We start from the raw sequence: 25,043 nt of genomic DNA, 5'->3' as shown, positions 1-25,043 counted from the left end.
AGGCCATGGCGATGGAATTAATCATAATTAATAAGGAAGGCGCCATCTGGAATGTTGCCGGGATCGTGACGGATATTACCTGGAAAACGACCCGCTCCGGCAAGCCGGCTACCCTTGAACTCACGCTGGCGGACAGCGGCATCTACCAGCATAAGAAGTTCGCGATCAGCAACGGGGATATTGTGCAGTTCCGCAGGGACGGGGTCGATGTATTCTACGGCTTCGTCTTCAGCATTGACACGGGCGCAAATCAGGAGATCAAGCTGACGGCCTATGACCAAATCCGCTATCTGCTGGGGAATGGCAGCTATGTGCTGCAGAATGTGACCGCCAGTGAGGTGATCAGCACCATTGCCAAAGACCGCGGCCTGCGGATCGGAGAGCTGGAGCCTACCGGCTATAAGATTCCCTCCCTGATTGAGGACAACAAGAAGCTACTGGATATCATCATGGGCGCTGTGGGCAGTGAGTTGCAGTATAAGGGGCAGCTGATGGCCTTCTACGATGATTTCGGCAAGCTGACGCTGCGTAGTCCGCAGTCGATGCTGCTGAAGGTGATTCTGGGGGCCGGGCATTCGCTGTACGACTATTCGCTGAAAAGAAGCATCGACGATAATACGTACAATACGATTCTGCTGTATCAGGACAACGAGCAGACCGGCAAACGCGAATTCTATCCGGTCACGGACAAGGCAAATGTAGAGCGCTGGGGCATCCTGCATCTCTATCAGAAGGCGGATGATCAGGCGAATGCCGCGCAGATTCAGGAGAAGGCAGACAATCTGCTGAAGCTGCATAACCGTGAGAAGGTCAGCCTCTCGGTTCAGGCGATCGGAGATATGCGGGTGCGTGCCGGAAGCTTCATCTACGTCCTGCTGGAGGAATTCCAGACCCAGCTGTTTCTGGTGGACCAGTGCAGTCATAAAATTTCTGGAGGGGAGCATACGATGTCCCTGGACATTAAGGTGGTGTAGGTAACGATATGCTGGATATTATCAAACAAGCAAGCCTCGGGGCCGTGTCGAACACGAATCCGGTGGCTTTTTCGTATGGGACGGTGGTTCTGGCAGAGCCGCTGCAAATTGAGGTCGGACAGCGGTTCACGCTGAGGGGCCCGGCACTGGTTGTGACTGAAACCGTGATGGAGAGCCGTATTGTTGCGGAGGGCCGGGAGCTTCTGCTGCGCCGTGGGCTTGAAGCGGGAGACCGGGTGTTGCTCGCCCGGATGCAAGGCGGACAGAGCTATATTGTCCTGGATCGGCTGGTGGAGCCATGATTCCGGCAATTGGCAGATCCGGTCCGGTGACGGCAGCGCTTGAAACAACGGTGACGGCTTCGGAGGCCAGCCCGGGCTTGACGTACCGGCTGGACTGGGAGCAGAAGCGGATCAGCGGACGGGTAGACGGCCTGGAGGCTGTGAAGCAGGCGGCGGTTAAGGTATTGCAGACAGGCCGTTATGAGCATCTGATCTACAGCTCCGACTACGGAACGGAATGGAATCTGGTGCTGGGGCAGGACGGGCTGCTGGCCCGGCCGGAGCTGCGCCGGCTGGTCAGCGAAGCGCTGCTACAGGATGAGCGGATTCTAGAGCTCCGGGATGTGGAGATTGTGTGGAACGGAGATACGGTTAGCTTCAGTTGCACAGCAGTCACCATCTATGGTGATGTGGAGCTGAGAAAGGAGGGGATTGCCGGTGTATGAGGATCAGACGTATGAGGCCTTGCTTGAACGGATGCTGGACCGGGTCCCGGAAGGACTGGACAAGCGTGAGGGAAGCATCATCTATGATGCGCTCGCTCCGGCGGCGGCTGAGCTGGCCCAGATGTATGTGGAGCTGGAGGTCAATAACAATCTGTTCTTCCCGGATACGGCGGAGGGCGAGTATCTGGAGCGGAGCATCGCCTGGACGGGGATTACCCGTCAGCCCGCAGGGAAGGCGCAGCTTGGCGCCAAGTTCTATGCCAGCGGGGACGTACTTCTGGACATTCCGCTGGGCAGCCGCTTCTCCCTGGGATTGCTTCATTATAGTGCTGTCGAGAAGCTGGAGCCCGGAACGTACCGCCTGGAGAGTGAGACGGCCGGAACGGAGGGGAACCAATTCTCAGGGACGCTGCTGCCTGTCGATTATATTGCTGGCCTGGCCCGGGGCGAGGTAACGTCGCTGCTGGTTCCCGGAACGGATGCGGAGCCGGATGAGGCGCTGCGCCAGCGGTTTTTCGATTCGGCCAGACGGCCGGCGACAAGCGGCAATAAATATCATTATATGGAGTGGGCCCGGCAGATTCAGGGCGTGGGAGGCGCGCGCGTCTTTCCGCTGTGGGCCGGCCCGAAGACGGTCAAGGTGGTCATTGTGAATGCGGAGCACCGGCCGGCTTCCACGCTGCTGGTCTCGGGGGTTCAGCAGTATATTGACCCTGCGCCGGGGATGGGCGAGGGACAGGCTCCCGTGGGAGCCGTAGTCACGGTAGAATCAGCCACCGGCAAGGTGATTGACGTCTCTGCCCAGGTTACGCTGGCGGCAGGTTATGCGCTACAGCCGGTGATAGACGCTTTTGCTGCGGGCTTGGAGGAGTACCGTAGGGAGAAGGCTTTTGCAGCAACCTATATTAGTCAATCGGTGATTGGCGCATTGCTGCTGGACACGGAGGGCGTTGTGGATTACAGCGGTCTTAAGCTAAACGGCGGGACGGCCAATATCACGCTGAACGAGACGGAAGTGCCGCTCTTCGGCAATGTCGTATTGGAGGTGTAGCTATGGCATATCCGCAGCAGATCGATGTATTTCAGGATAAGTTAAACAAAAAGCCAAGCGGCGGCAGCTATGTCGTTGAAGAGAAGCTTCTGCTTACCGGCGGAGTGTTCAGCGGGCTGCTGGCCCACGACAATATTAACAATCAGACGCTGGCAGTGTATACGGGATCACGCTTTAGCGGGGCAGAGGTGCGGAATTATTCGGTCTCTTTCCCCGATGAGGCCCCTTGGCGGCGGCTGATCAGCATCTATGCCGATGTGCCCGAGGTCTATGTGACTTACGAGACACCGGGGGATACCGTAGAAGCGGATGATGTGAACCGGCTGCAGAGCGGGCTGACCGCCACACAGCAGGAGCTGGAGCGGTATAAACAGGCCGGGGTGATTGACGGCGGATCTTTCAGAAAAGAGGTGTAACATGGCACAAACGATTCAATTGAAACGCGGCACCCGGGCGGAGCTGTCCACCTACGGGGCGCTGAAGGCCGGTGAGATGGGGTTCTGTACGGATACGAAGGAGATCTATATCGGGGACGGAACTACCAATTCTATGGTCGGCCGCGCGTTGTCGGGTCCCGAGGCTTCGCGTCCTGCGGCTGCTTCCGTGGGGCGGTTGTATTATGTAAGCAGCGGGAGCAACAGCGGATATCTGTATTTCGATGACGGGACCGCCTGGCGGCGGGTGAATGCACAAAAGTTGACTGATCTGACCGGAAGCATGGATGACATTGCCGACGGCAGTACCTATGCAAAGGTGCTTAAGGCGGACATTACCGCAGGACATCCGAATAAGGTGTCGGACGGCACATATACGAAGACTGCCGCAGAGATCGCAACCCATATCAACGATGCCGCCAAGCACCGGGTTATTAACGATAGCGGTTCAGCGATTACAGACCTGTGGTCCGCCCAAAAAATCAAAAACGAGATCGAGCTGGCCAAGCACAACATTGAGCCGCAGGCCTCGGTGAAGGATCAGCATCTGGCAACGCCGCCGTCCAGCCCCGCAGAGGCTGACCGGTATATTATCCCTTCGGGCGCTACTGGCGTCTGGGCTGGCAAAACCAATCAGATTGCGGAATATGCCTCCGGCGCCTGGGCCTATTATGTTCCGGCTGTCGGCTGGACGGCCTATGTGGACGATGAGCAGAAAATCTACAGCTGGAACGGCAGCGCCTGGGTGCGCACAGGCGGTGCGCTGCAGACGATCACGGCGGGGAACGGTCTTACCGGCGGCGGACAGGCCGAAAGTGTGACGCTGACTGTTGGCGCAGGCAACGGGATTGTTGTCGGTTCTACCAGCGTTGCGGCCAAGCCGGGTAAGGGTATCCTGGTGAATACGACAGGCATTGAGGCCAATATAGACAGTGACAGCATTGTCTACGATGCCGCTAACGGCAACCGGCTGACGGTCGGCACCATCGACGGCGGAACATTCTAGGAGGCGGTGACATGGCACGGAAGACATTGATTCAAATCCGCCGCGGCCTGGAGAGTGCGCTGGGTACGCTGGCCGCAGGCGAGCTGGGCTACTGCACCGATACCGGCAAGCTGTTCATCGGCAGTGCCGGCGGCAATGTGCTGCTGGCATCAGGCCAAGGCACCGGCGATATGCTGAAGAGCATCTACGACACGAATAATAACGGCAAGGTCGATTATGCCCAAGCGGCGGATACGGTTCCCTGGTCCGGTGTGGACGGCAAGCCCTCCGTCTATCCGGCGGCTGCGCATACCCACGATTATCTGCCTAAAGGTCCGCTGACCTGGAATCAGCTCAAGGGGGTGTAGCCGTGGCATATGGAGAGAGCATGTATGGCCTGCTGACTTATTCCGCAGAGGGGGGACCCCAGGACGGACCTGAGGTTCACGCCCCTGATCTGATGAAATACCTGCCCGAGTATTACCGGGGCGTTCCAGAGATGGAGGCCTTACAGGCGAGTGCAGGTGCAGCGTGCGGTGAAATCGCTTATGCGCTGGCCGACAGTGATGACCAGAAGACGCTGGACTCGGCGACGTGGGGGCTGGCCCGCTGGGAGCGGATGCTCGGGCTGACCACCGATACGAATAAGTCCTACGCGACCCGCCGGGAGATGATCAAGGCTAAGCTGCGGGGCAGCGGCACGACGACACCGGAGATGATCCGGCGGACGGCGTCTGCTTTTTCCGGGGGAGATGTGGAAGTGGTCGAGGTGCCCGGAGCGTATAGCTTCGAGGTGCGCTTCGTCGGCACGCTGGGCATCCCGGCCAATATGGCGGGGCTGATTCAGATCATGGAAGAGATTAAGCCGGCCCATCTGGACTACAGCTTCGTGTACAGCTACACCTGGTGGGATTCGCTGAGGTCTCTCACCTGGAGCGGCGCGCACGGCAAGACCTGGAACGAGCTAAGAGTATATGAATAGGAGTGTGAGCGATGAAAACAACGGGTAATCTGGGGCTGAAAAAGCCCGATGGCACAGACATTGTAGATATCACCGATCTGAACGGCAATATGGATATTCTGGATACCGCCGTCAAGGCTGTGCAGGACCACACCGCCGATACGGTTAAGCATATTACAGCGGCTGAGCGCAGCGCATGGAATGCTAAGGCGTCAACTGCCGTTGCCACCACGACCGCAGCGGGATTGATGGCCGAAGGAGATAAATCGAAGCTGGATAGCGTGGCGCAGGGGGCGAATAAATATGTGCATCCGAATCATACAGGGGATGTAACCAGTTCTTCGGATGGCGTGACGGCAATTGCTCCAGGAGTGATCGTGAATGCGGATATTAATGCATCGGCGGGGATTGATGCGAGCAAGATTGGGACGGGGGTGGTGTCTAATACGGAGTTCGGGTATTTGGATGGGGTGACCAGTGGGATTCAGGGGCAATTAAATGCTGCACTTCCCAAGACTGGTGGAAGCATGGCTGGGGATATTACTATGACCACTCCTGCTGCTGCAAGCTCATGGTCAAAGGTTATAAGATACCAGTACCGCGACGCTGCTAACATTCAAGGAGAACGTACGTTGGGTGTAAATACTGCTGGAAAACTAATGTTCAGCATTCCTGGTGTTAGAGACAATTCTGTAGTACTTGAAACAAACGGTGATGTTACTTACTATGTCCGTACAGATGGTAATGACAATAACTCTGGGCTGGCTAATACAGCAGGTGGGGCTTTTAAAACGATTGGGAAAGCGATTAGTATCATCCCTAAAAATGTAAATCATACTATTACAGTATATGTTTCTGCCGGAACATATATAGAAGAAATAAGATTATCCGGGTTCATTGGTGGTGGTTCGATTAACTTTATTGGAGATAGCGTTATCTCTACGTCCAGAACAGTTGATAGGATTATTGTAAATGGATGCAATATTATTATTAATTTTACTGGTTTTAATTGCAGTACCACAACAGGTAATGCAATGGAGTCAATCTCGAGCACAGGTGCTGTATTTACTCTAATTAATGCTGTTGCTACGGGAAACACTTCTGCTGGAATCGGAGTGAATTTAGGCTCAGCGCGATTCTCAGGATGTAATATTAGCAATAAATTGAGAGTAGCCAGTGTAGTAAATGCAGGTATGGCATATATCGAAAACACCACAGGAAATGGTAATACAAATGGATATGTTGCTGAATTGGCAGGGGTAATTGGGTGGGCTGGAACAAGGGCATCATCGAAAAATGGAGATACTGCCCAGGCGGGTGGTTTTGTTCATACAGACTTACTTAACCCATGGGGGGATAATACGTATTCTAGTCGAAGCTCATTTTATGCCTCTAAAACTAACAATCAAACAATTACAAAAGGTGTACTTACAAAAGTAGATTTTCAAAATGAGGTCTACGATATGTTAGGGGAATTTGATAACTCCACGAGCACATTTACTGCATCTAAAACTGGCCTCTACTTTGTAGAATGTTCTATTGTGTTTAACACGCCAGAAGCTATAACATCGCATTATCTTCTTATATACAAAAATGCAACGTGGCGAGAGTTAGGGGATTATAGGGTTGCTGTGAATACTGGTGGGGATGTGCAACTTTCTGTTTCTGGTACTGTATTTATGAATGCAGGTGAAAATCTTCAAGCATATGCACAGCACCATAATTCCCTAGATAAATCAATTTCTAGTGACGCTACGTATTCAAGATTCAAAGTAGCTCGAATTGCATAAAGGAGGCCTGAGAATGAACCTATCACTAGCAATAAAACACCTACACCCAACCGCCACCCCCCTGCACGACTTCATCGTCCAGGACAACGGTCCCGAACCCGTCCTGCGGCCGGGGGCCGAAACTAAGGGCCGGGTCCGCTACGAGATCAAGCCGCCGGACAACGGTGAAGAACCGGTGGAGGGTGTTCACTACCGCTACGGCATCGACTATAATCGGCTGACCGAGGGCGAGGATTATGATCTGGTGGAACGCGGGCCGTATATTGCGGTTTGGAAGCTGGATGCTACGCAGCCGACGGAGGCTGAGTTGCAGGCAGCTTGGGAAGCGTATCAAAAGGCCGAGGCCAACAAGCCGCCGGTGCTGACGGAGCTGGAACAGCTGCAGCAGGAGAATCTGCTGCTGAAGGCGCAGAATAATGCACTCAGCGAACGGGCGGATTTCATTGAGGATCTCATTGCGGAGATGGCTACACAAGTCTATTCGTAAACGTTCAGCGGGTTGAACCTGCGCATTACCTCTATTATAGAAAGGTGGTGAGAGCAATGGTGCTGTTTTTTGCACAACGTGTCACGCTGGGTAAAACGAAGTATAGCGAAGTTCCCTCCACGCTGAAGCCTGCCGTCAAGGAGATTCTGGTGGAGAACGGACTTTCGTTCCTTGTAACTGAAGAGTAGGTAACCACAGGCGCCGGTTAGGGCGTTTTTATTTTGTAAAAGTTTAAAGATGCCTCCGGCCCGGCCGGGGGCTTCTTCAACAATCACTACGAATAACCACTCAGAAGGGAGTGAAGCCATGGACAGCAACGATGTTGCGAATCTGGAGAAGCTGCTGCCGCTGGCGGATAAGTATGGACTGGCCTATATCATTGCATTGGTCCTGCTGATGATTCTGCTGGTGCTGCTGCGGTCGATTGTGAAGGGGAATCTGGTGCCGCGGGAGCTGCTGGAGCGGGCCGAGGAGGACCGGGACAGGCTGCAGAATATTCTCGACAAAGAGCGGTCAGACTTCATGGCCCCAACGCTTGAAGTATTGCAGCGGCTCAAGATAGACCATTCCGCAGGCAGCAGTGCCACCGGAATGAATGAAGAAGACAGGGGGGGATAAGGTGCTGAGCGAGTGGATCAAACGGCTATCGCCCCTCCACCGGGACAGAGAGCAGAGGCTGGTGCAGGCTGGAGCCCGGGTATCGCTCTCGATCCGGAGGTACAAGAATGTCTCCAAGGACATTCAGGAGGAAATCAGGAACAACGGGTTCGCCCAGTTCCTAATCTATGATCGGGGGGCTGAAGATGAGCAATCTTGAACTTGTGGTGTCACTGGCCTATTCTATATCTTTTATCTGTGCGCTGCTGCTGATGGCTGCGCTTTTTTTGTATTTCCGCGGGAGATTCCGGGTGCGCGTAGTGAGCTTGTTTATGCTGGCAGCGTTCTTTTTCCTCGGGGCCTATACCGTCAAAATGGCCGTGGCCTTCTGGATCAGACTCACCTGCGGTCCCGGCACTGACGCGGTCGTAAGCACGCTGCAATCGGAAGCCTGGGCGGTAGCCCAGACGGGCACGACCCTGGGACTCGTTATCCTGACCGTACTAATGTACAGCAAGCGGCAGGATCTGTTCGTGGTTCTCTCCGAGATCAGGAAAGGGGGCACAACGGATGCTGACGCTCACCCAGGTTCTGAATAAGTCGGCGGCCCGACTGACCGGGCTTCATCCTGCTGTACTGGCCGCAGCCACTGCACTGATTGAACGCAGCTATGCCTGCGGGGTGCCGATCCTGATTACACAGGGGCTGCGGACGATGGCCGAGCAGAATGCATTATATGCCCAGGGACGGACGCGGCCGGGGGCCATTGTTACGAATGCGCGCGGCGGGGAGAGCTACCATAATTACGGGCTGGCGGTGGATTTTGCGCTGCTGCTCCCGGACGGTTCAAGTGTATCCTGGGATATGGCCAGGGACGGGGATCAGGACGGTACTCCGGATTGGCGGGAGGTCGTGCAGCAGGCGAAGGCGATCGGCTTCGAATGGGGCGGAGACTGGACGAGCTTCAAGGACTACCCGCATCTGCAGATGAGCTTCGGACTCAGGCTGGCTGATCTTCGGGCGGGAAAAAAGCCTGCGGCTGCGGCTGTGAATGCAGTGTATGAACGGATCAAGCCGAAGGAGGAACAAGCAGTGAAGACTGAGAAGAAAGTGGACGTGCTCATTAATGGAAAGAAGATTACAGACGGATGGCTGGATAGCGGGGTCACCTATGTTCCTGTCCGCATGGTTGCGGAAGCGATGGGAGCACAGATTGCCTACAACGCGGCTGCTAACACAGTGGAGATCACCACGGGCCCTCAGAAAGGAGCAAGCTCATGATTAACAGCGAACTGCTGGATAACGTGCTGGCTTTTGCCTCGGTATTGGCCGTCTTTATTCTTGCATTAGTGCAGCTGATCAAAAATATTACCATTCTGCCGCGTAACAGCATCCCTTTTATCGGACTCGGCATCGGGCTGCTGGTTGGAGCGGCGGCGTATCCTTTTACCGATCTGGAGCTGATCTTGCGTCTGTGGGCTGGCGGATTGGCCGGATTATCGGCTACCGGATTATTTGAATTGGCCTTCAACAACAGGTCAGGGCATACGATGAAATAAAAGATAACCTGAACAGCGGGAACCGGCTCTGCGGAGCCGGTTTTTTTGGCGTTTGGCGTTATGAAACTTTACATAGTTACTACATAAAACACATATTTAAGAGGTGATCTAATAGGAAGAATTACATAATTATTTTTGACTGTATAAATAGCCGAATTGGTGTATAATCGTAATTACTGTATCGCTTTACCGCGCAATAAAGTTGAGGATTTTCGGACCGTTTTATTGTATGATATGAGGAAAGCTTTTCAAATAGACAATGTTAAGAGCATTGATCCGGAAGAGGATGGGGGGAGCAGCATGACCGAACTTACGACTACCGTTAGCAAAAGCAACTCCAACAATCTGCTGCGGCGGGACGTACGGTTCCTGGGGAATATACTGGGCGAAGTCTTGGTACACCAAGGCGGCAACGAACTGCTGGATATTGTGGAGAAGATCCGCGAGACCAGCAAATCACTGCGCTCATTGTTTTTGCCTGAACTGCACAATGAATTCAAAGAGCTGATCAGCTCACTGGACCCGGAGAACCGTCATCAGGTCATCCGAGCGTTCGCTATTTATTTCCAGTTGGTGAATATCGCTGAACAGAACCACCGGATTCGCCGCAAGCGCGACTACGAGCGTTCCGCCGGGGAAACCGTACAGCCTGGCTCAATCGAGAGCGCGGTACAGGAGCTTCGCGAGCGGGATTTCTCGCACGAAGAGGTTCATGAGATCATGGCGGGCATGTCGCTCGAACTGGTGATGACCGCTCACCCGACTGAAGCGATGCGCCGTGCGATTCTCGATATCCACAAGCGCATCTCCGACGATGTTATGGGGCTGGATAATCCGACGCTGACCTTCCGTGAACGTGAACAGCTGCGCGAGAAGCTGCTGAATGAAGTCATCACCTTATGGCAGACCGATGAGCTTCGCGACCGCAAGCCTACGGTGCTGGATGAAGTGCGTAACGGGATGTATTACTTCCATGAGACGATTTTTGAGGTGCTGCCGGATGTGTATCAGGAGCTGGAGCGCTGTCTGAGCAAATATTATCCGGGCCAGAACTGGCATGTGCCGACCTATCTGCGGTTCGGTTCCTGGATCGGGGGCGACCGCGACGGTAACCCGTCCGTGAAGGCAACGGTAACCCTGCAGACCCTGCGCTTACAGCGCAAGCTGGCGATCCGGGAATATCAGCGGATTATGCGCGAGCTGATGCAGTATCTGAGCTTTAGTACAAGCATTGTGAAGGTAACGCCGGAGCTGCTGGATTCCATTGAGGCGGACCGGAATATTATCAATCTCAACCGGGTTGACGCCTGGCGCAACGATAATGAGCCTTACCGGATCAAGCTCAGCTACATGATCTCCAAGACGCAGAACGTGCTGGACGATGAGAAAAAAGGGACGCCGGAGCGCTACGCCTCCCCCGCTCATTTCATAGAGGACCTGAACGTGATTGACCGCAGCCTGCGGCATCACTATGCCGATTACGTAGCGGATACCTACATTAAGAAGCTGATCCGCCAGGTCGAGTTGTTCGGCTTCCATACCGCGACGCTGGATGTGCGCCAGCACAGCCAGGAGCATGAGAATGCCATGACTGAGGTTCTGGCCAAGATGAATGTGACACCGGACTACTCCAAGCTCGGAGAGCAGGAGAAGATTGTGCTGCTCGAGAAGCTGCTGAATGATCCGCGCCCGCTGACTTCACCGTACCAGTCTTACAGTGAAGCAACGGAGGAGTGCCTGGCGGTATACCGCACGATCTTCGAGGCACAGCAGGAATACGGCAAGCAGTGCATCACCAGCTATCTGATCAGTATGGCGGAAGCGCCAAGCGACATTCTGGAGGTAATGGTCTTCTCCAAGGAGGTTGGCTTGTTCCGCAAGGACAATGACGGTACTGTAGTCTGTACGCTGCAGGCAGTGCCGCTGTTCGAGACCATCGACGATCTTCACGATGCTCCGCGGATTATGCGCACCCTGCTCAATATGCCGATCTACCGTGCTGCAGTCAGCGCTATGAATGATCTGCAGGAGATCATGCTGGGCTATTCCGACAGTAACAAAGACGGCGGCGTGGTAACAGCGAACTGGGAGCTGCGCGTAGCCCTGAAGGAGATTACAGCGACTGCCGAAGATTTCGGCATTAAGCTGAAGTTCTTCCATGGACGCGGCGGTGCGCTCGGACGCGGCGGGATGCCGCTGAACCGCAGCATTCTGGCCCAGCCGGCTTCCACCATCGGCGGCGGCATCAAGATTACCGAGCAGGGCGAGGTTATCTCCTCCCGGTATTCGATGAAGGGCATTGCCTACCGCAGTCTGGAGCAGGCGACGTCTGCCCTGATTACAGCGGCGATTCATGCCAGAACCCCGCAGACCGATCTGTATGAGGCGAAATGGGATGAGATTATTGCCAAGATCTCCGAGGTCTCGTTGACCAAGTATCAGGATCTGATCTTCCGTGATCCGGACTTCCTGACTTACTTCAAGGAATCTACACCTCTGCCGGAGGTAGGGGAACTGAATATCGGATCACGCCCGTCGAAGCGTAAGAACAGCGAACGCTTCGAGGATCTGCGTGCGATCCCTTGGGTATTCGCTTGGACGCAGAGCCGTTATCTGCTGCCTGCCTGGTATGCGGCCGGAACCGGTCTGCAGAGCTTCTATGAGGGCAAGGAAGAGAATCTGAAGATCATGCAGCATATGTATGAGAACTTCTCGTTCTTCACGACCCTGATCGATACGCTGCAGATGGCGATCGCTAAGGCAGATCTGGTCATTGCCAAGGAATACGCCGGAATGGGCAAAAATGAGGAAGCCCGCACCCGCATCTTCGGCCAGATCGAGGCTGAGTTCAAGCTGACCTCCGAGCTGATCCTTAAGATCACCCGCCAGCAGGAGATTCTGGATAATGTTCCGGTCATTCAGGAATCGATCCGCCTGCGCAACCCGTACGTTGATCCGCTCAGCTACCTGCAGGTTCAGCTCCTTGCCGAGCTGCGCGCTCTGCGCGAGGCTGAGGGCGATGACGCCGACCTGCTGCGGGAAGTGCTGCTTACGATCAACGGCATTGCCGCCGGTCTTCGGAACACCGGCTGATACTCGCGCTGACGCTCTTGTTTTTAAGTCGGCGAAGCCGCTTAAGGGTTTTGATCTTAAAAGCCGGCGAAGCCGCTTTAAGTGCCCCGTCCGTCTCCTTAATCGGAGGTGGACGGGGTTTTTATGTTTCCAGGGAGGCCGGGGGACAGAGACCCGGCCGATCCCATGCCCCACCCCCTTGTTGCCTGAATTATGTTTTGGGCAACGGAAAACGCGCGCGGCAGTTGGTGAGAACCAGGCTGATAGAGCCGGCGGAGCGGAAATTTGGAACTGGAGGAGCGGCAGCGTTCGCCTTTATTGGCGGATTTCAACCGCGGCTGCGGTTAATCATGAGGAAATCTGCCAATAACAGCGACCGGAAGTCCAAATGTTCTGCGGAGCCGGCGGCTTAATCAGCCGCCCTTCCCCCCGGCCAACCGAAACCTCCCAACATATCTCCAGCTCCGCCCGATTTTCCCAGCACAACATATAATGAAGGTAACAAGACAAACCTTGATTTTTACAGAAACATGAATTACGATTTAAATGCTTGTACCGTGGTTTCAGAATGCTGAAAGACCAAGGGCGGCAAGTCTGGGGGAGTTAACAGGTGGAGAATCTTGAGGGCAGATTGACAAAGCTCGCCCTGAAGGGCGATCAAAGGGCATTTGCCGAGCTTGTGGAACTATATAAAGACAAAATTTATCATTTGGCTTACCGTATGCTGAACAACCGCCATGAGGCTGAAGATGTCGTCCAGGAGACGTTCCTGCGCGTCTACCGGAATCTGGACAGATACGATGATAAACAGAAGTTCTCGACATGGATCTACCGGATTGGCACCAATCTCTGTATCGACCGTCTGCGCAAGCGGCGCCCGACCTATTCACTGGATGCCGAGGTGAACGACCAGGAGGGGATTGACGGGTATTCGATGATTCCGAGCACGAATGTAACCCCGGAGACGGAGCTGCTGCTCTCGGAGACGCAGAGGCTCATCTATGAAGCCATCGACAGCCTGCCTGTGAAATACAGGTCGGTGATGATCCTGCGGTATCTTCAGGATCTGTCGCTTCAGGAGATCGGGGATGTGCTGGATATGCCGGTGACGACGATCAAGACCCGGGTACACCGCGGCCGTGAATTTTTACGCAAAAAATTAGGCCCCAAAATGTAAAATAGATTAGATATTATGAAACTCCTGCATGGCATTGACGTATGTAAGTTAAGCAAGTCTATGCACTAAATAAGCATGTATGAAAGGATTGGCTCCTATGGAATGCAAACTGGCCGTCTCTATGATGCACGACTACCTGGACGACGACTTGCCCGAACTGCAGCAGAGGGAATTGAAGGAGCATCTTCTATCCTGTACGGATTGCCGTGCGAAGTTCAAAGAACTGGAACAGACCGATATGCTGATGTTCTCCCTGATGCACCAGTCGCCGGTTGCCTCGGAGGAGCTTGTGGGCCGGATTATGGAGTCTTTGCCGAAGCCCAAGAAGGAGAGAGCGTTTGTCACCTGGATCAAGAGACATCCGGCACTGACGGCAGCCTCTGTGTTCATCTTCGTCATGCTGATGAGCTCGGTGACGTTCTGGAACCAGGACCGGCAGCTTGTGGTGCGGGGGACAGATCTCGATCAGGTGGTGATTCAAGGGGATACGGTGATTGTACCCTCCGGCAAAACCATCTCCGGCGATCTGACGGTGGAGAACGGGAAAACCCAGGTGTACGGGGAAGTCAACGGCAACCTGACAGTGATCGACGGCTCGCTGTATCAGGCTTCAACCGCCCATATCTCGGGGCAAGTCAAAAGCATAGACCAAGCTGTAAGCTGGATCTGGTATAAAGTGACAAACATGTTCTCTGAAGTTGCCTACCGATAGCTAAGTGTTGGTCGCTTGTAGCAGATAACTCATTTGCGCCTCTTTTTCCGGAAAGATGGCGCTTTTTTGTTGTTCATTTATTTACCTGCCCGGAAACTTGCAACCGGAGGCTGAACGTTATAACCTTAGAATAGTGCAGCGAATGTTAACACATCATTTACATAAACCCAGCTAATTTGAAATCACGGGGGTTGCCGGCCATGAGCTACTTTACCGACCTTACATGGAAAGAGTCCATTAAAGATATAATCGATATCCTGATTGTCAGCTACATCATTTACAAAGTGCTCAACATGGTACGCGGGACCCGGGCGGTTCAGCTCCTGAAGGGGATTCTGATTCTGGTTGGGATCTGGGGCGGCAGTACCCTGCTGGACCTGTATACCCTCAAATGGCTGATGAACCAGATGTTTACCTTTGGGGTGTTTGCGATTTTTATTATTTTTCAGCCGGAGGTGCGGCGGGGGCTGGAGCAGCTGGGCCGGGGCAAGTTCTTCGGACGCAATGCGGAGAATGATGAGGAGATCAGCAGATTAGTCGGTGAGGTTATTAAGGCCGTGAATTATCTGTCGGTCCGCAAAATAGGGGCTTTAATCGTATTTGAACGGGCCACGGGGCTTAATGAATATACGGAATCCGGGATCGCCATGCGCTCTGAAGTCAGCTCGGAGCTGCTGATTAATATCTTCATTCCTAATACGCCGCTCCATGACGGAGCGCTGATTATGCAGGGGAACCAGATTGCGGCGGCGGCTTGCTACCTGCCGTTGTCGGAGAATCCGTTCATCAGCAAGGAGCTGGGCACGCGGCACCGCGCTGCCATTGGTATCAGTGAAGTGGCCGACTCGGTGTCTGTTGTGGTCTCAGAGGAGACCGGCCAGATCTCGCTGGCAATTAATGGACAAATTGTCCGGGATATCAAGGAAGAATCCCTGATCTCGAAGCTGCACCAAGAGCTGAGCAGCGCAAGCTCACCCCTGATGGAGAAAAGTTCCGCGTTCTGGAGACGGAGGGGGAATAAGAACAATGGATAAGTGGATGAAGAATAATAACTTCAACAAAATTCTTGCCCTTGCCTTAGGGATTATTCTATGGACCATTGTGCATGTGGATACAGCACCGGCCTATCAGACGACCGTCAACACCGAATCAAAGACGATTGAGAATGTCAAAGTAGAGGTTGAAGGCTTCGACAGTGATACCTATGTCCTGACCAAGGATGTGGATAGCGTCAGGATGGAGGTCAGAGGCAAAAAGTCTGATCTGACCTACAAATTCTCCGATGCCTACCGGGTGTGGATTGACCTGAAGGATGTGAAGCCCGGCGACAACACCCTTCCATTGATGTATTCAACACCCAGCGGCGTCACGCTGGATGCCATGATCCCGAATCAGGTGAATGTGCATATTGAGCTGCGGACGACCAAGGCTTTTCCGGTTACAGTGAATATTGCAGGCAAGCCTGCTCCAGGCTATGAAGTGGGGACCCCGGTGACAGACCCGGCCTCCGCAGAGGTCACCCTGCCGGCAAGTGAGCTGGCACGGGTGGCCAAGGTGCAGGGCAGGATTGAGCTGGATGGTGAGCAGGAGACGGTTAGCGAGAAGCGGCTGAAGCTATATGCGGTTGACAATAAAGGGAACGAGCTGAAGGATGCGGTGATTGAGCCTTCTACAGTAGCTGTGGAGCTGCCGATAACCCTCCCGTCCAAAACCCTGCCGCTGGATATCAGCTTCACCGGCAGTCTGCCCGGTTCCCTGGTGCTGTCCAGGGTGACGCCGGAGCAGGATATGGTCACGGTGTACGGCAGTGAAGAGACGCTCCAGACGATGTCCTCGTATGAGGCCGTGCTGGATTTGAGCACCATTAAGACAGCAGGCACGGAGCAGCTGAAGCTGGAGCTGAAGCCGCCGGAGGGGGCGGGGAAGATTGAACCGTCAGCGATGAATGTGACAGTCTCCGCAGCGGAGATTACAGAGCGTACTCTCTCTGGCGTGCCTATTAAGCTGGAGGGTGTCGGCAGCGGGCTGACCGCCCTTATATTAGACCCGGTGAGTACCTCGATAGATCTGACGGTATCCGGTGCCCCAACGCTGCTCGACCAGCTGGACCAGGACAGCATCAGTGTGGTTGCCGATGTCGGCGGGCTGACGGCGGGCATTCATGACGTCACACTCCAGGTCTCTCTTCCCCGGTTCATCTCGCTGCGCAATTCCACCGGAATGACGGCGAAGGTGGAGCTGCTGGCCCCGGCAACGCCTGAGGCCTCTGCAGCGGCAGAGAGTACACCTGCGCCGACCCCCGAGCCGAGTGCGGAGCCTGCCACCTCCGGTGAGGAGAACATCATAGAGCCTACGCCAACCCATAGCGGTGATGCCGCCGAGGAGACAGAGCCCCCGGTGCCGACGCATACGCCGCCTGAGGATGAGGCCACACCTCCCGCAAGCGGCAGTAATGCGGACAATACGGGCGGGACGTAACTTTTTGACCGCAGCGTAGTCTATTTAATGTGTACCTGACATACACGGATTAGCGGATCATTCATACTATAATTTTATTAAGCTGAAGCAGCGCACTGACAAAGGAGAAAATAAAGATGGGTAAGTATTTCGGAACAGATGGTGTACGCGGTGTAGCCAACCGTGAATTAACAGCAGAGATGGCGTATAGCATTGGCCGCTGCGGAGGATATGTTCTGGCAGGAAATGTGGAAAAGCCTAAGGTCGTCATCGGCATGGATACACGGATCTCCGGCCCGCTGCTGGAGTCGGCGCTGGTTGCCGGTCTGCTGTCCATTGGTGCGGATGTGATCCGCCTGGGTGTAGTATCTACACCTGCCGTAGCTTATATTACAAGACTGCTGAAGGCAGATGCCGGAGTGATGATCTCAGCGTCGCATAATCCGGTGGAGGATAACGGGATTAAGTTTTTTGGCGGAGACGGCTTCAAGCTGACCGACGAGACCGAGCTGCGGATCGAGGAGCTGATGGATGCCGAGCAGGATGAGCTGCCGCGTCCGGCTGGAGCGGGAATTGGCTCGCTGCGGGAAGACCATGAGGCGAAATATCTGTATCTGGATTATCTGAAAACAACGATCGATCACAGCTTTGATGGGCTGAAGATTGTGCTCGACTGCGCACACGGCGCAGCCTATGAGCTGGCACCGCGGCTGTTCCGCGAGCTGGGGGCAGAAGTGATTGCCATCGGGGCCGAGCCGGACGGGCTGAACATCAATGACGGCGTCGGCTCAACACATCCGGAGACCTTGCGTGAGGAAGTGCTGCGCCACGGGGCGGATCTGGGGCTTGCTTTTGACGGGGATGCCGACCGCCTGATTGCGATTGACGAGAACGGCGACGAGGTCGACGGCGACTTCATTCTCTGCATTTGCGGCGATGCGATGAACCGGGCAGGCAAGCTGAAGGACGGCACGATTGTGTCCACTGTCATGAGCAATATCGGATTCTACAAGGCCACGGAGAAGCTGTCGCTGAATACGGCGAAGACGGCGGTCGGGGACCGCTATGTCATGGAAGAGATGCGCCGCGGCGGCTATAATCTGGGCGGGGAGCAATCCGGGCATGTGATTTTCCTGGACTATAATACCACGGGTGACGGCATTCTGACGGCCATTCAGCTGGTGAACACGATGAAGGCATCGGGCAAGAAGCTGAGCGTGCTGAAATCGATGATGACCAAATACCCGCAGGTGCTGGTGAATGTGCGCGTGCAGGACAAAACCAACTATCCGAACAATCCGGCGATTGAAGCCGCGATTCTGGAAGTGGAAGGCAAGCTGGGCGACAACGGCCGCGTGCTGGTACGTCCTTCGGGAACCGAGCCGCTGATCCGTGTAATGGCCGAAGGGCCGGATAAGGCGGAGCTGGATCTGTATGTGGGCCAGATTGTTGAAGTCGTTGAGCGCGAATTGGTGTAATAAGTTATAAGCATAAGCAGCCGGTGGAGCGGTCCATCTGATTTCTTCACCGGCTGAATCATTAATGACATCGATTGAAAAAGGATATAAAAGGTTTTCTACACCGCAGCGTTGCCAAAACGCCATAAGGTGCATATAATAGACTAAGTGTCATTCCAGAAGGAAAGTGAGGATCGTAAGGTTACTGTAACATAAGCGCCAGAGCTTGATCTTGCGCGGGGGAGAAGGAAAGAGCGGCAGCGGCGGCTTGCGCCGGAGCGCTCGGAACGGATCACGGCAGATGTAAGCTGACGAGGTGGAGGTGTTCGAAATGTTCGGCGGGGACCTCCCGGTGATGCACCAGAGCCGTAAATGGAAGCGGAAAATGCGAGGGCGACCTCTCACACAACGTTTCTGTGGGTGCCAATATGAAGATTCGAATCATGGGTATGCGCATAAGCACGAAACGCAGGAATTCTGCTGCGGCAGAAGAGAAGACTGTGCATTTTCATGATACAGATGCAAGTGACAGGTTATTGTGTTGGGCTTCTTGGACAACATCATATTTGCTTTTCTTCAAAACATGCCGCACGGCACGTTTCTTTCCTTATGCCGCCCACACTACGATAAATTGGACGGAGGAAAATATAATGTGTGGTATTGTTGGATATATCGGGAATCAGAATTCGCAGGGGATCTTGGTTGAGGGTCTGAAGAAGCTGGAGTACCGCGGATACGACTCCGCAGGGATTGCCGTATTCACGAAGGATGGTCTTCGGGTTGTTAAGGCGCAGGGGCGTATGGCGAACCTGGAATCCCGTCTGGAAGCAACTCCGCTGGCAGGCAGCGCAGGGATCGGGCACACCCGCTGGGCAACCCACGGCAAGCCGTCCGATGAGAACTCTCATCCGCACACAGACAACAGTCACAAATTCTCGGTGGTACACAACGGGATTGTCGAGAATTACCTGGATCTCAAGGAAGAGCTGATTGCCGGAGGATGCCACTTCACCTCCGAGACGGATACAGAGGTGATCTCTCACCTGATTGCCCGTGAATACAAGGGGGATATCGTTAAGGCTGTGCAGCAGGCGATCTCTTACATGCGCGGAGCATTTGCACTGGGCGTTCTGACCGAATATGAGCCGGATAAGCTGGTAGCTGTACGTCAGGCCAGCCCGCTGATTATCGGTCTGGGCGATGGCGAGAACTTCATCGGGTCGGATATTCCTGCACTGCTGGAATACACCCGCAACGTATATATTCTGAACGACGGCGAAATGGCTGTGTTGACACGGGATGCTGTCGAACTGATGACGATTGAAGGCAACTTTATTTCTCGGGAAATGATTACTGTCGATTGGGATGCTGTGACCGCAGAAAAAGGCGGCTACGAGCACTTCATGCTGAAAGAAATCCACGAGCAGCCTAAGGCATACCGCGACACCATGCGCGGACGCATGAATGCTGCCAGCAACAAGGTCATTCTGCCTGAGCTGAACCTGACCGAAGATCAGATTAAGAATATCCGCAACATCCAGATTGTTGCTTGTGGTACAGCTTATAATGCGGGTCTGGTAGGCCGCAACTTGATTGAAACCCTGGTGCGCATTCCGGTAGAAAATGATATTGCTTCGGAATACCGTTACCGTGCGCCAATCGTGACTCCAGAGACACTGGTGATCGTTGTCAGCCAATCCGGTGAGACTGCAGATACACTGGCTGCTCTCCGCGAAGCGCAAGCCAATGGCGCTCATGTCCTGGCTATCACTAACGTCGTAGGCAGCTCCATTGCCCGGGAAGCCAACAGTGTTATGGTGACACTGGCAGGACCGGAAATTGCCGTAGCTTCGACCAAAGCCTATACGTCTCAGCTGATCGCGTTCACCTTGCTCGGCTTGTTCCTGGCAGAAGTACGCGGCACCCAGTCGGAGTCTGAGGTTGCTAAGATTCTGGCAGCGATGCAGTCCCTGCCGGAGCAAGTAGAAGCTATTCTGGCTCAAAAGGATGCGATCAAAGCCTATGCCGAGCAGATCGCCAAGCATGAGCACCTGTTCTTCATCGGCCGCGGCGTAGATTACGCAGTCGCTCAAGAAGGCTCGCTGAAGCTGAAGGAAATCTCCTACATTCACTCCGAAGCATACGCTGCGGGTGAACTGAAGCACGGCACGCTGGCACTGATCGAAGAAGGCGTTCCAGTCATTGCCCTGGCCACCCAGGAATCCGTACTGGAGAAGACCGTCAGCAACATCAAGGAAGTGAAGGCCCGCGGAGCCCATGTCCTGGCCATCACCCATGAAGAGCACAAAGACGACCTGCTCCGCTCCGTCGACCAGGTATTCGTCATCCCGCAGACTCTGCAGCTCCTGACCTCGGCCCTGTCCGTCGTCTCCCTGCAGCTGCTGGCTTACTACGCTTCGCTGGCTCTGGGCCATGATGTCGATAAGCCAAGAAACCTGGCGAAGAGTGTTACGGTGGAGTAGGGGATAGGGATTGTAATCAATATTGTCAAAAGAAGCTCTTCAACTGTCTACAGAACTGACATCCAGAATATACAACATGACTCTAATTGAGGCTGCCTTCGGGCAGTCTCTTTTTTAATTAAGGGTGTGATTCATAATGGTCACTCACAGGACTATTTTATTCAAAAGAGGGATAATATGTATAAATGCCGCAAAGCAAAGTTTGAAGATTTATCTAAAATATGTGGTTTTCCTATTTGTGAAGAAGAATTATTTTTTATGTCTCCCAAGTTACAGTATCCTTTAAAAGTTGACCAATTTCATGAAGTCATCAAAGATAGAATTAACCAAACTATTGTTGAATACAATGGAGAAATCTGCGGGTTCGCAACCGTGTATAATTTAGAAAACAAAAAGTGTTGGCTTGGTACAGTAATCGTATCTCCATCTTTTAGAAATAAAGGAGCAGCGGAGTTCTTAGTTAAGGACATTATTAACGTAGTTCAAAAAGAATTGAGTATAAAGGAATTGCATTTAGTCTGCCACAACATAAACACAAGGGGACTTATGTTCTATTCTAGATTAGGTTTTACACCCTATGAGATTGAGAAGAGAATAACTCCTAGTGGTGAAATAATAGCTGCTATTAAGATGAAGTTAGACTTGGGGTAGATTTCTATCATTGAACGGTGATAATTTCTCGATAGTCATACTTTCATATATAAATAATGGAGAGGTTACAATATGAATAATGAATTATTGAATGATCTAGTGTTGTCCGTAAAAAGTCAGAATCTTCATGTGCTGAATGTAATTGTTAGACAAGATGGTAATATAATTGCTAAACATGATTTTAAAGAAGAAAAGCCTACTCTCTTGTATTCAGTAAGTAAGACATTTACATCCATGGCAGTGGGTATTGCTATTAGTGAAGGTTACTTTAAAATTAGTGACCCCGTTATAGATTTTTTTCCGGATATTCAACCTGTCCCAATCAATCAATATCTAAAAGAGATGACTATTCATGATCTGCTCTGTATGGGAACTGGACAAGCAGAATGCCCAGTTATGAAGGCTGATTGGAGTAACGGTAAAGAATGGGATATTTCTCAATTGTTCTTTCATGAACCGGTTGTATTCAAACCAGGCACTCACTTTACATATAATAATGCTTCCACATATATGCTTTCAAAGATCATAAGCATTACTACGGGGAGCAACCTAAATGAGTATTTGGATGAAAAAATATTCAGGCATTTAGATATACCGAAACCTAAATGGGATACATGTCCCAAAGGAATTCCTCAAGGATTCTCAGGGCTACATCTAACAGCGGAGCAATTATCAAGATTTGGTCAATTGATTCTTGATAAAGGAGTCTGGAAGGGGAAGCAGCTTATTCCTTCAGATTTTATTGAACAAGCAACCTCTGTCCAAATAAAAACCAATGATTTTAACCCGTACTTTGCTACGGCAGACCATCATCAAGGGTACGGTTATCAAATATGGATGAACTCCTATTCTAATTCATATCGTATGGATGGTTTATATGGTCAATATGTTGTAATGCTGCCAGAGAAGAATGCAGTTATCACATATATTTCAGATGAACCACAAAATATGACCGGGGTTCTTGAACTTACATGGGATACTTTAATAGCGAAACTATAATATTATTGAGAACTATAGGTGGAGAATCCCACCTATAGTTTTAGCTTTTTAAATATCTCGAACGATACGCTTAGCGCGCAGTGAAACTTGCTCTAATAACTCGTCCTCATCAATGGTGAGCAGCTGACGGCCTTGCATTAACACTTTTCCGTTAACAATGGTGGTGTCGACATCCGCACTGTTCGCGCAGTAGGCGAGCAGTGAAGGGAGGTTGTGGACCGGCTGCAGGTGGGGTTTTCTCAGATCAATCAAGATGATGTCCGCCTTCTTCCCGATTTCGAGCGTGCCCACCTCATGGGCAATGTGCAGCAGTTCCGCACTTCCGGCTGTCGCCATACGGAGAGCATCCATAGCGGGAAGCTTCGTCGGGTCGCCGTAATCCAACTTTTGCAGCCATGTTGCAGCGCGGATCTCCTCGAACATGTCTAATGTGGTGGCGCTGCCCGCCCCGTCTGTGCCCAAGCCGATGGTAATTCCTTGCTCGGCCATATCCTGAACCGGCGCTATGCCACAGCCAAGCTTGAGGTTGCTCACTGGATTATGGGACACTCCGCCCCGCATACCCTTCAAATACCCGATATCACGGCGATTTAGATGCACGCTATGTGCGAGGAGTACATGTGCTTTTTCGAACAGACCGAGGTGATACAAATATTCGGTTGGAGTCTGATTGTACTTTTCCCGAATTGTAATGACTTCCTCTTTCGTTTCGGCCAAATGAGTGTGTAACGGAATGTTCTCCTGCTCCGCTAATTCAATAAGCTCTCTAAAGGGCTGCGGAGGAACTGTGTAAGGGGAGTGCGGACCCAACATGGTCGTGATTCTGCCATCTGCTTTACCGCTCCAGTGACGAATGAGATCCAGCGCCTCGGCCATCCGCCGCCCTTCGTCATTTTCGAGGAAAGTAAGTCCCCGCGTTAAAGAAGCCCGCATGCCGACCTCTTCTACCGCAGCCGCGATTTCATTCATATGGATGTACATGTCGGCAAAGGCGGTCGTCCCCGATCTGATCATTTCGGCCATCGCAAGCTTGGCGCCCCAATAGATGTCCTCTGGAGTCATTCGGTCTTCAGCAGGGAGCATCTTCCGGTTTAACCAATCCATAAGCTTCAAGTCGTCGGAAAATCCCCGCAATAAGCTCATAGGGGTGTGCTGGTGGGCGTTGATCAGCCCGGGCATTGCTGCCATACCCCCGGCATGAATGATCTCATCCGCTTCAGTGGAGAGGAAGGACTGGATATCCGCTATGCGGTCTCCGTCGATGAGAATATCCCCGGTAAACGGTTCCTCGTGCCTCATAGTTAAGATGGTCGTGCCTTTGATTAACGTCTTCATCGTGACAGCCTCCTTTTCTAGGGTTTATACTAAACCTTAACGTTGAGTGAGGGTCAAGAACATAAAGGGGTCCATCTCATGAAAATAAAAGAAGTCGCTGATATGCTGAAAATATCGCAGCGCGCGATCCGGTTTTACGAAGAAAAGGGTCTCATTGCGCCTTCCAAACAAGATGACAATCAGTACCGGATGTTTGACGAAGAAGATATTTGGCGCTTGCAGACGATTATTGCACTCAGGGAATTAGGAATGCCGGTTAGTGACATTCGGACGGCGCTGCTAGATATCGAAGCCAAAGGAAACAGTCAATTACGGTATTTGCTGGAGCTCCAGCGGTCCGTCATGTTCACCAAGTGGGTCGAAATGCAGCAGATTATCGAGACCACAGACCAAATGATTGAAACCCTCAAGAACGACCATACCGTTCCGCTTGACGACATTTACATTCTGGCCGAAGGCTCTAGAAGACTAAGGGAGCAACGGACATGGAAGGATAAATGGGGATATGACCGCTTGGCCGGCGTTCACGATCAGTTGGTTCAAGAGGACAAACGGAAGTATGGGGACTATGATGAGGCGCTGCGCCTTGTTGTGAAGTGGGTCTCGCCCATCCGTGGAGAACGGGGATTGGATATTGGGACGGGTACAGGCAATTTAGCCGGCCGGCTGATCCATGAAGGCGCGGTAATGGCTGGGGTGGACCAGTCCAAAGAAATGTTAAAGGAGTGCCGGCGCAAATTCCCAGAGATGGAGACCAAGCTTGGTAATTTCCTGGCATTGCCGTACCTTGACGGAAAATTTGATTTTATCGTTTCAAGTTTCGCTCTGCATCATCTGACGAGTGACCAAATGCTGCTCTCTGTTCAGGAGATGCGCAGGGTCTTAAAGCCTCACGGACGAATCTGCATCGCGGATTTGATGGCTGACGGGGAAGTAAGCACAGTCCCTGAAGGGGATGAGGATTATGTTCTACTCCCCAAGCTCATTGATTTATTAGAGGACAGCGGATGCATTACGAAACACCTTAAAGTAAATCACTTGTTGCATGTTGTTTTAGCAGTACCTATCCGGTAAATCAAAAACCTTCCCCCTGCGGCAAGGTTCATCGTACTTAATGAGTTAAGAAGCAAGCGAC

At 52.7% G+C, this 25,043-nt stretch carries 27 protein-coding genes; 26 read left to right on the top strand and 1 reads right to left on the bottom strand.

Annotated features, from left to right (window positions below):
• Positions 1 to 11: 11 nt before the first annotated feature.
• The 25 genes from MHI24_RS12595 (at position 12) to MHI24_RS12475 (ending at position 22,573) form a co-directional block, all read left to right on the top strand.
• Entirely contained in the window at positions 12 to 974 is a 963-nt protein-coding gene (locus tag MHI24_RS12595) for a hypothetical protein (RefSeq protein WP_340025972.1), read from the top strand.
• Positions 975 to 982: 8 nt separating this feature from the next.
• On the top strand, positions 983 to 1,276 hold the full coding sequence (locus tag MHI24_RS12590; protein ID WP_340025971.1) for a DUF2577 domain-containing protein: 294 nt from the start codon (positions 983 to 985) through the stop codon (positions 1,274 to 1,276).
• The gene (locus MHI24_RS12585; RefSeq protein ID WP_340025970.1) at positions 1,273 to 1,701 is read left to right on the top strand and encodes a DUF2634 domain-containing protein; all 429 of its coding nucleotides are present in this window, start codon (positions 1,273 to 1,275) and stop codon (positions 1,699 to 1,701) included. The genes MHI24_RS12590 and MHI24_RS12585 overlap by 4 nt, the downstream gene beginning before the upstream one ends.
• The gene (locus MHI24_RS12580; protein WP_340025969.1) at positions 1,694 to 2,752 is read left to right on the top strand and encodes a baseplate J/gp47 family protein; all 1,059 of its coding nucleotides are present in this window, start codon (positions 1,694 to 1,696) and stop codon (positions 2,750 to 2,752) included. Before MHI24_RS12585 ends, MHI24_RS12580 begins: the two co-directional genes overlap by 8 nt.
• Positions 2,753 to 2,754: 2 nt before the next feature.
• A complete protein-coding gene (locus MHI24_RS12575; RefSeq protein ID WP_340025968.1) occupies positions 2,755 to 3,168 on the top strand; it encodes a phosphoglucomutase in 414 nt (137 codons plus the stop codon).
• Between the two features lies 1 nt (position 3,169).
• Positions 3,170 to 4,192 (top strand): DUF2793 domain-containing protein, encoded by a 1,023-nt coding sequence (locus MHI24_RS12570; RefSeq protein ID WP_340025967.1) that lies wholly within the window; start codon positions 3,170 to 3,172, stop codon positions 4,190 to 4,192.
• A gap of 11 nt (positions 4,193 to 4,203) precedes the next feature.
• Positions 4,204 to 4,539 carry a phage tail protein gene (locus tag MHI24_RS12565; RefSeq protein WP_340025966.1) on the top strand — a complete coding sequence of 112 codons (336 nt, stop codon included), beginning with the start codon at positions 4,204 to 4,206 and terminating at the stop codon, positions 4,537 to 4,539.
• A gap of 2 nt (positions 4,540 to 4,541) precedes the next feature.
• The gene (locus MHI24_RS12560; protein ID WP_340025965.1) at positions 4,542 to 5,153 is read left to right on the top strand and encodes a YmfQ family protein; all 612 of its coding nucleotides are present in this window, start codon (positions 4,542 to 4,544) and stop codon (positions 5,151 to 5,153) included.
• An 11-nt stretch (positions 5,154 to 5,164) separates the two neighbouring features.
• Entirely contained in the window at positions 5,165 to 6,922 is a 1,758-nt protein-coding gene (locus MHI24_RS12555) for a hypothetical protein (protein ID WP_340025964.1), read from the top strand.
• Positions 6,923 to 6,935: 13 nt separating this feature from the next.
• The gene (locus MHI24_RS12550) at positions 6,936 to 7,409 is read left to right on the top strand and encodes an XkdW family protein (RefSeq protein ID WP_340025962.1); all 474 of its coding nucleotides are present in this window, start codon (positions 6,936 to 6,938) and stop codon (positions 7,407 to 7,409) included.
• Positions 7,410 to 7,465: 56 nt separating this feature from the next.
• Positions 7,466 to 7,597: a hypothetical protein gene (locus MHI24_RS12545; RefSeq protein WP_340025961.1), complete on the top strand. Its 132-nt coding sequence runs from the start codon at positions 7,466 to 7,468 to the stop codon at positions 7,595 to 7,597.
• Positions 7,598 to 7,715: 118 nt separating this feature from the next.
• The gene (locus tag MHI24_RS12540) at positions 7,716 to 8,027 is read left to right on the top strand and encodes a hypothetical protein (protein ID WP_340025960.1); all 312 of its coding nucleotides are present in this window, start codon (positions 7,716 to 7,718) and stop codon (positions 8,025 to 8,027) included.
• Position 8,028: 1 nt separating this feature from the next.
• Positions 8,029 to 8,226, top strand: a complete 198-nt coding sequence (locus MHI24_RS12535; protein WP_340025958.1) for a hypothetical protein — start codon at positions 8,029 to 8,031, stop codon at positions 8,224 to 8,226.
• A complete protein-coding gene (locus MHI24_RS12530) occupies positions 8,213 to 8,605 on the top strand; it encodes a hypothetical protein (RefSeq protein ID WP_340025957.1) in 393 nt (130 codons plus the stop codon). The genes MHI24_RS12535 and MHI24_RS12530 overlap by 14 nt, the downstream gene beginning before the upstream one ends.
• Entirely contained in the window at positions 8,577 to 9,287 is a 711-nt protein-coding gene (locus MHI24_RS12525) for a M15 family metallopeptidase (protein WP_340025955.1), read from the top strand. The genes MHI24_RS12530 and MHI24_RS12525 overlap by 29 nt, the downstream gene beginning before the upstream one ends.
• Entirely contained in the window at positions 9,284 to 9,565 is a 282-nt protein-coding gene (locus MHI24_RS12520) for a holin (protein WP_238653173.1), read from the top strand. The genes MHI24_RS12525 and MHI24_RS12520 overlap by 4 nt, the downstream gene beginning before the upstream one ends.
• A 300-nt stretch (positions 9,566 to 9,865) precedes the next feature.
• On the top strand, positions 9,866 to 12,658 hold the full coding sequence (gene ppc / locus MHI24_RS12515) for a phosphoenolpyruvate carboxylase (RefSeq protein ID WP_340025952.1): 2,793 nt from the start codon (positions 9,866 to 9,868) through the stop codon (positions 12,656 to 12,658).
• Positions 12,659 to 13,247: 589 nt separating this feature from the next.
• Positions 13,248 to 13,814 (top strand): RNA polymerase sigma factor SigW, encoded by a 567-nt coding sequence (gene sigW, locus MHI24_RS12510; RefSeq protein ID WP_340025950.1) that lies wholly within the window; start codon positions 13,248 to 13,250, stop codon positions 13,812 to 13,814.
• Between the two features lie 97 nt (positions 13,815 to 13,911).
• The gene (locus tag MHI24_RS12505; protein WP_340025948.1) at positions 13,912 to 14,526 is read left to right on the top strand and encodes a zf-HC2 domain-containing protein; all 615 of its coding nucleotides are present in this window, start codon (positions 13,912 to 13,914) and stop codon (positions 14,524 to 14,526) included.
• A 200-nt stretch (positions 14,527 to 14,726) separates the two neighbouring features.
• A complete protein-coding gene (gene cdaA / locus MHI24_RS12500; protein ID WP_238653169.1) occupies positions 14,727 to 15,560 on the top strand; it encodes a diadenylate cyclase CdaA in 834 nt (277 codons plus the stop codon).
• Positions 15,553 to 17,004 (top strand): CdaR family protein, encoded by a 1,452-nt coding sequence (locus MHI24_RS12495; RefSeq protein ID WP_340025946.1) that lies wholly within the window; start codon positions 15,553 to 15,555, stop codon positions 17,002 to 17,004. The genes cdaA and MHI24_RS12495 overlap by 8 nt, the downstream gene beginning before the upstream one ends.
• 116 nt (positions 17,005 to 17,120) lie before the next feature.
• Positions 17,121 to 18,461 carry a phosphoglucosamine mutase gene (glmM, locus tag MHI24_RS12490; protein WP_340025945.1) on the top strand — a complete coding sequence of 447 codons (1,341 nt, stop codon included), beginning with the start codon at positions 17,121 to 17,123 and terminating at the stop codon, positions 18,459 to 18,461.
• 629 nt (positions 18,462 to 19,090) lie between these two features.
• Positions 19,091 to 20,923: a glutamine--fructose-6-phosphate transaminase (isomerizing) gene (glmS, locus tag MHI24_RS12485; protein ID WP_340025944.1), complete on the top strand. Its 1,833-nt coding sequence runs from the start codon at positions 19,091 to 19,093 to the stop codon at positions 20,921 to 20,923.
• Between the two features lie 177 nt (positions 20,924 to 21,100).
• Positions 21,101 to 21,574, top strand: a complete 474-nt coding sequence (locus tag MHI24_RS12480) for a GNAT family N-acetyltransferase (RefSeq protein WP_340025942.1) — start codon at positions 21,101 to 21,103, stop codon at positions 21,572 to 21,574.
• Between the two features lie 72 nt (positions 21,575 to 21,646).
• Positions 21,647 to 22,573 carry a serine hydrolase gene (locus MHI24_RS12475; protein WP_340025941.1) on the top strand — a complete coding sequence of 309 codons (927 nt, stop codon included), beginning with the start codon at positions 21,647 to 21,649 and terminating at the stop codon, positions 22,571 to 22,573.
• A gap of 48 nt (positions 22,574 to 22,621) precedes the next feature.
• On the opposite strand, the gene MHI24_RS12470 is transcribed toward MHI24_RS12475, so the two are convergent.
• Entirely contained in the window at positions 22,622 to 23,908 is a 1,287-nt protein-coding gene (locus tag MHI24_RS12470) for an amidohydrolase (RefSeq protein ID WP_340025940.1), read from the bottom strand.
• A gap of 78 nt (positions 23,909 to 23,986) precedes the next feature.
• Here MHI24_RS12470 and MHI24_RS12465 point away from each other — a divergent pair, with 78 nt between their 5' ends.
• Positions 23,987 to 24,982 (top strand): MerR family transcriptional regulator, encoded by a 996-nt coding sequence (locus MHI24_RS12465; RefSeq protein ID WP_340025939.1) that lies wholly within the window; start codon positions 23,987 to 23,989, stop codon positions 24,980 to 24,982.
• Positions 24,983 to 25,043: the final 61 nt, after the last annotated feature.

It is taken from the genome of Paenibacillus sp. FSL K6-1096 (genome assembly GCF_037977055.1).
Classification (GTDB): domain Bacteria; phylum Bacillota; class Bacilli; order Paenibacillales; family Paenibacillaceae; genus Paenibacillus_AQ.
Note: the sequence above shows the minus strand (reverse complement) of the source record. Positions and strands in the feature narration are given on the sequence as shown.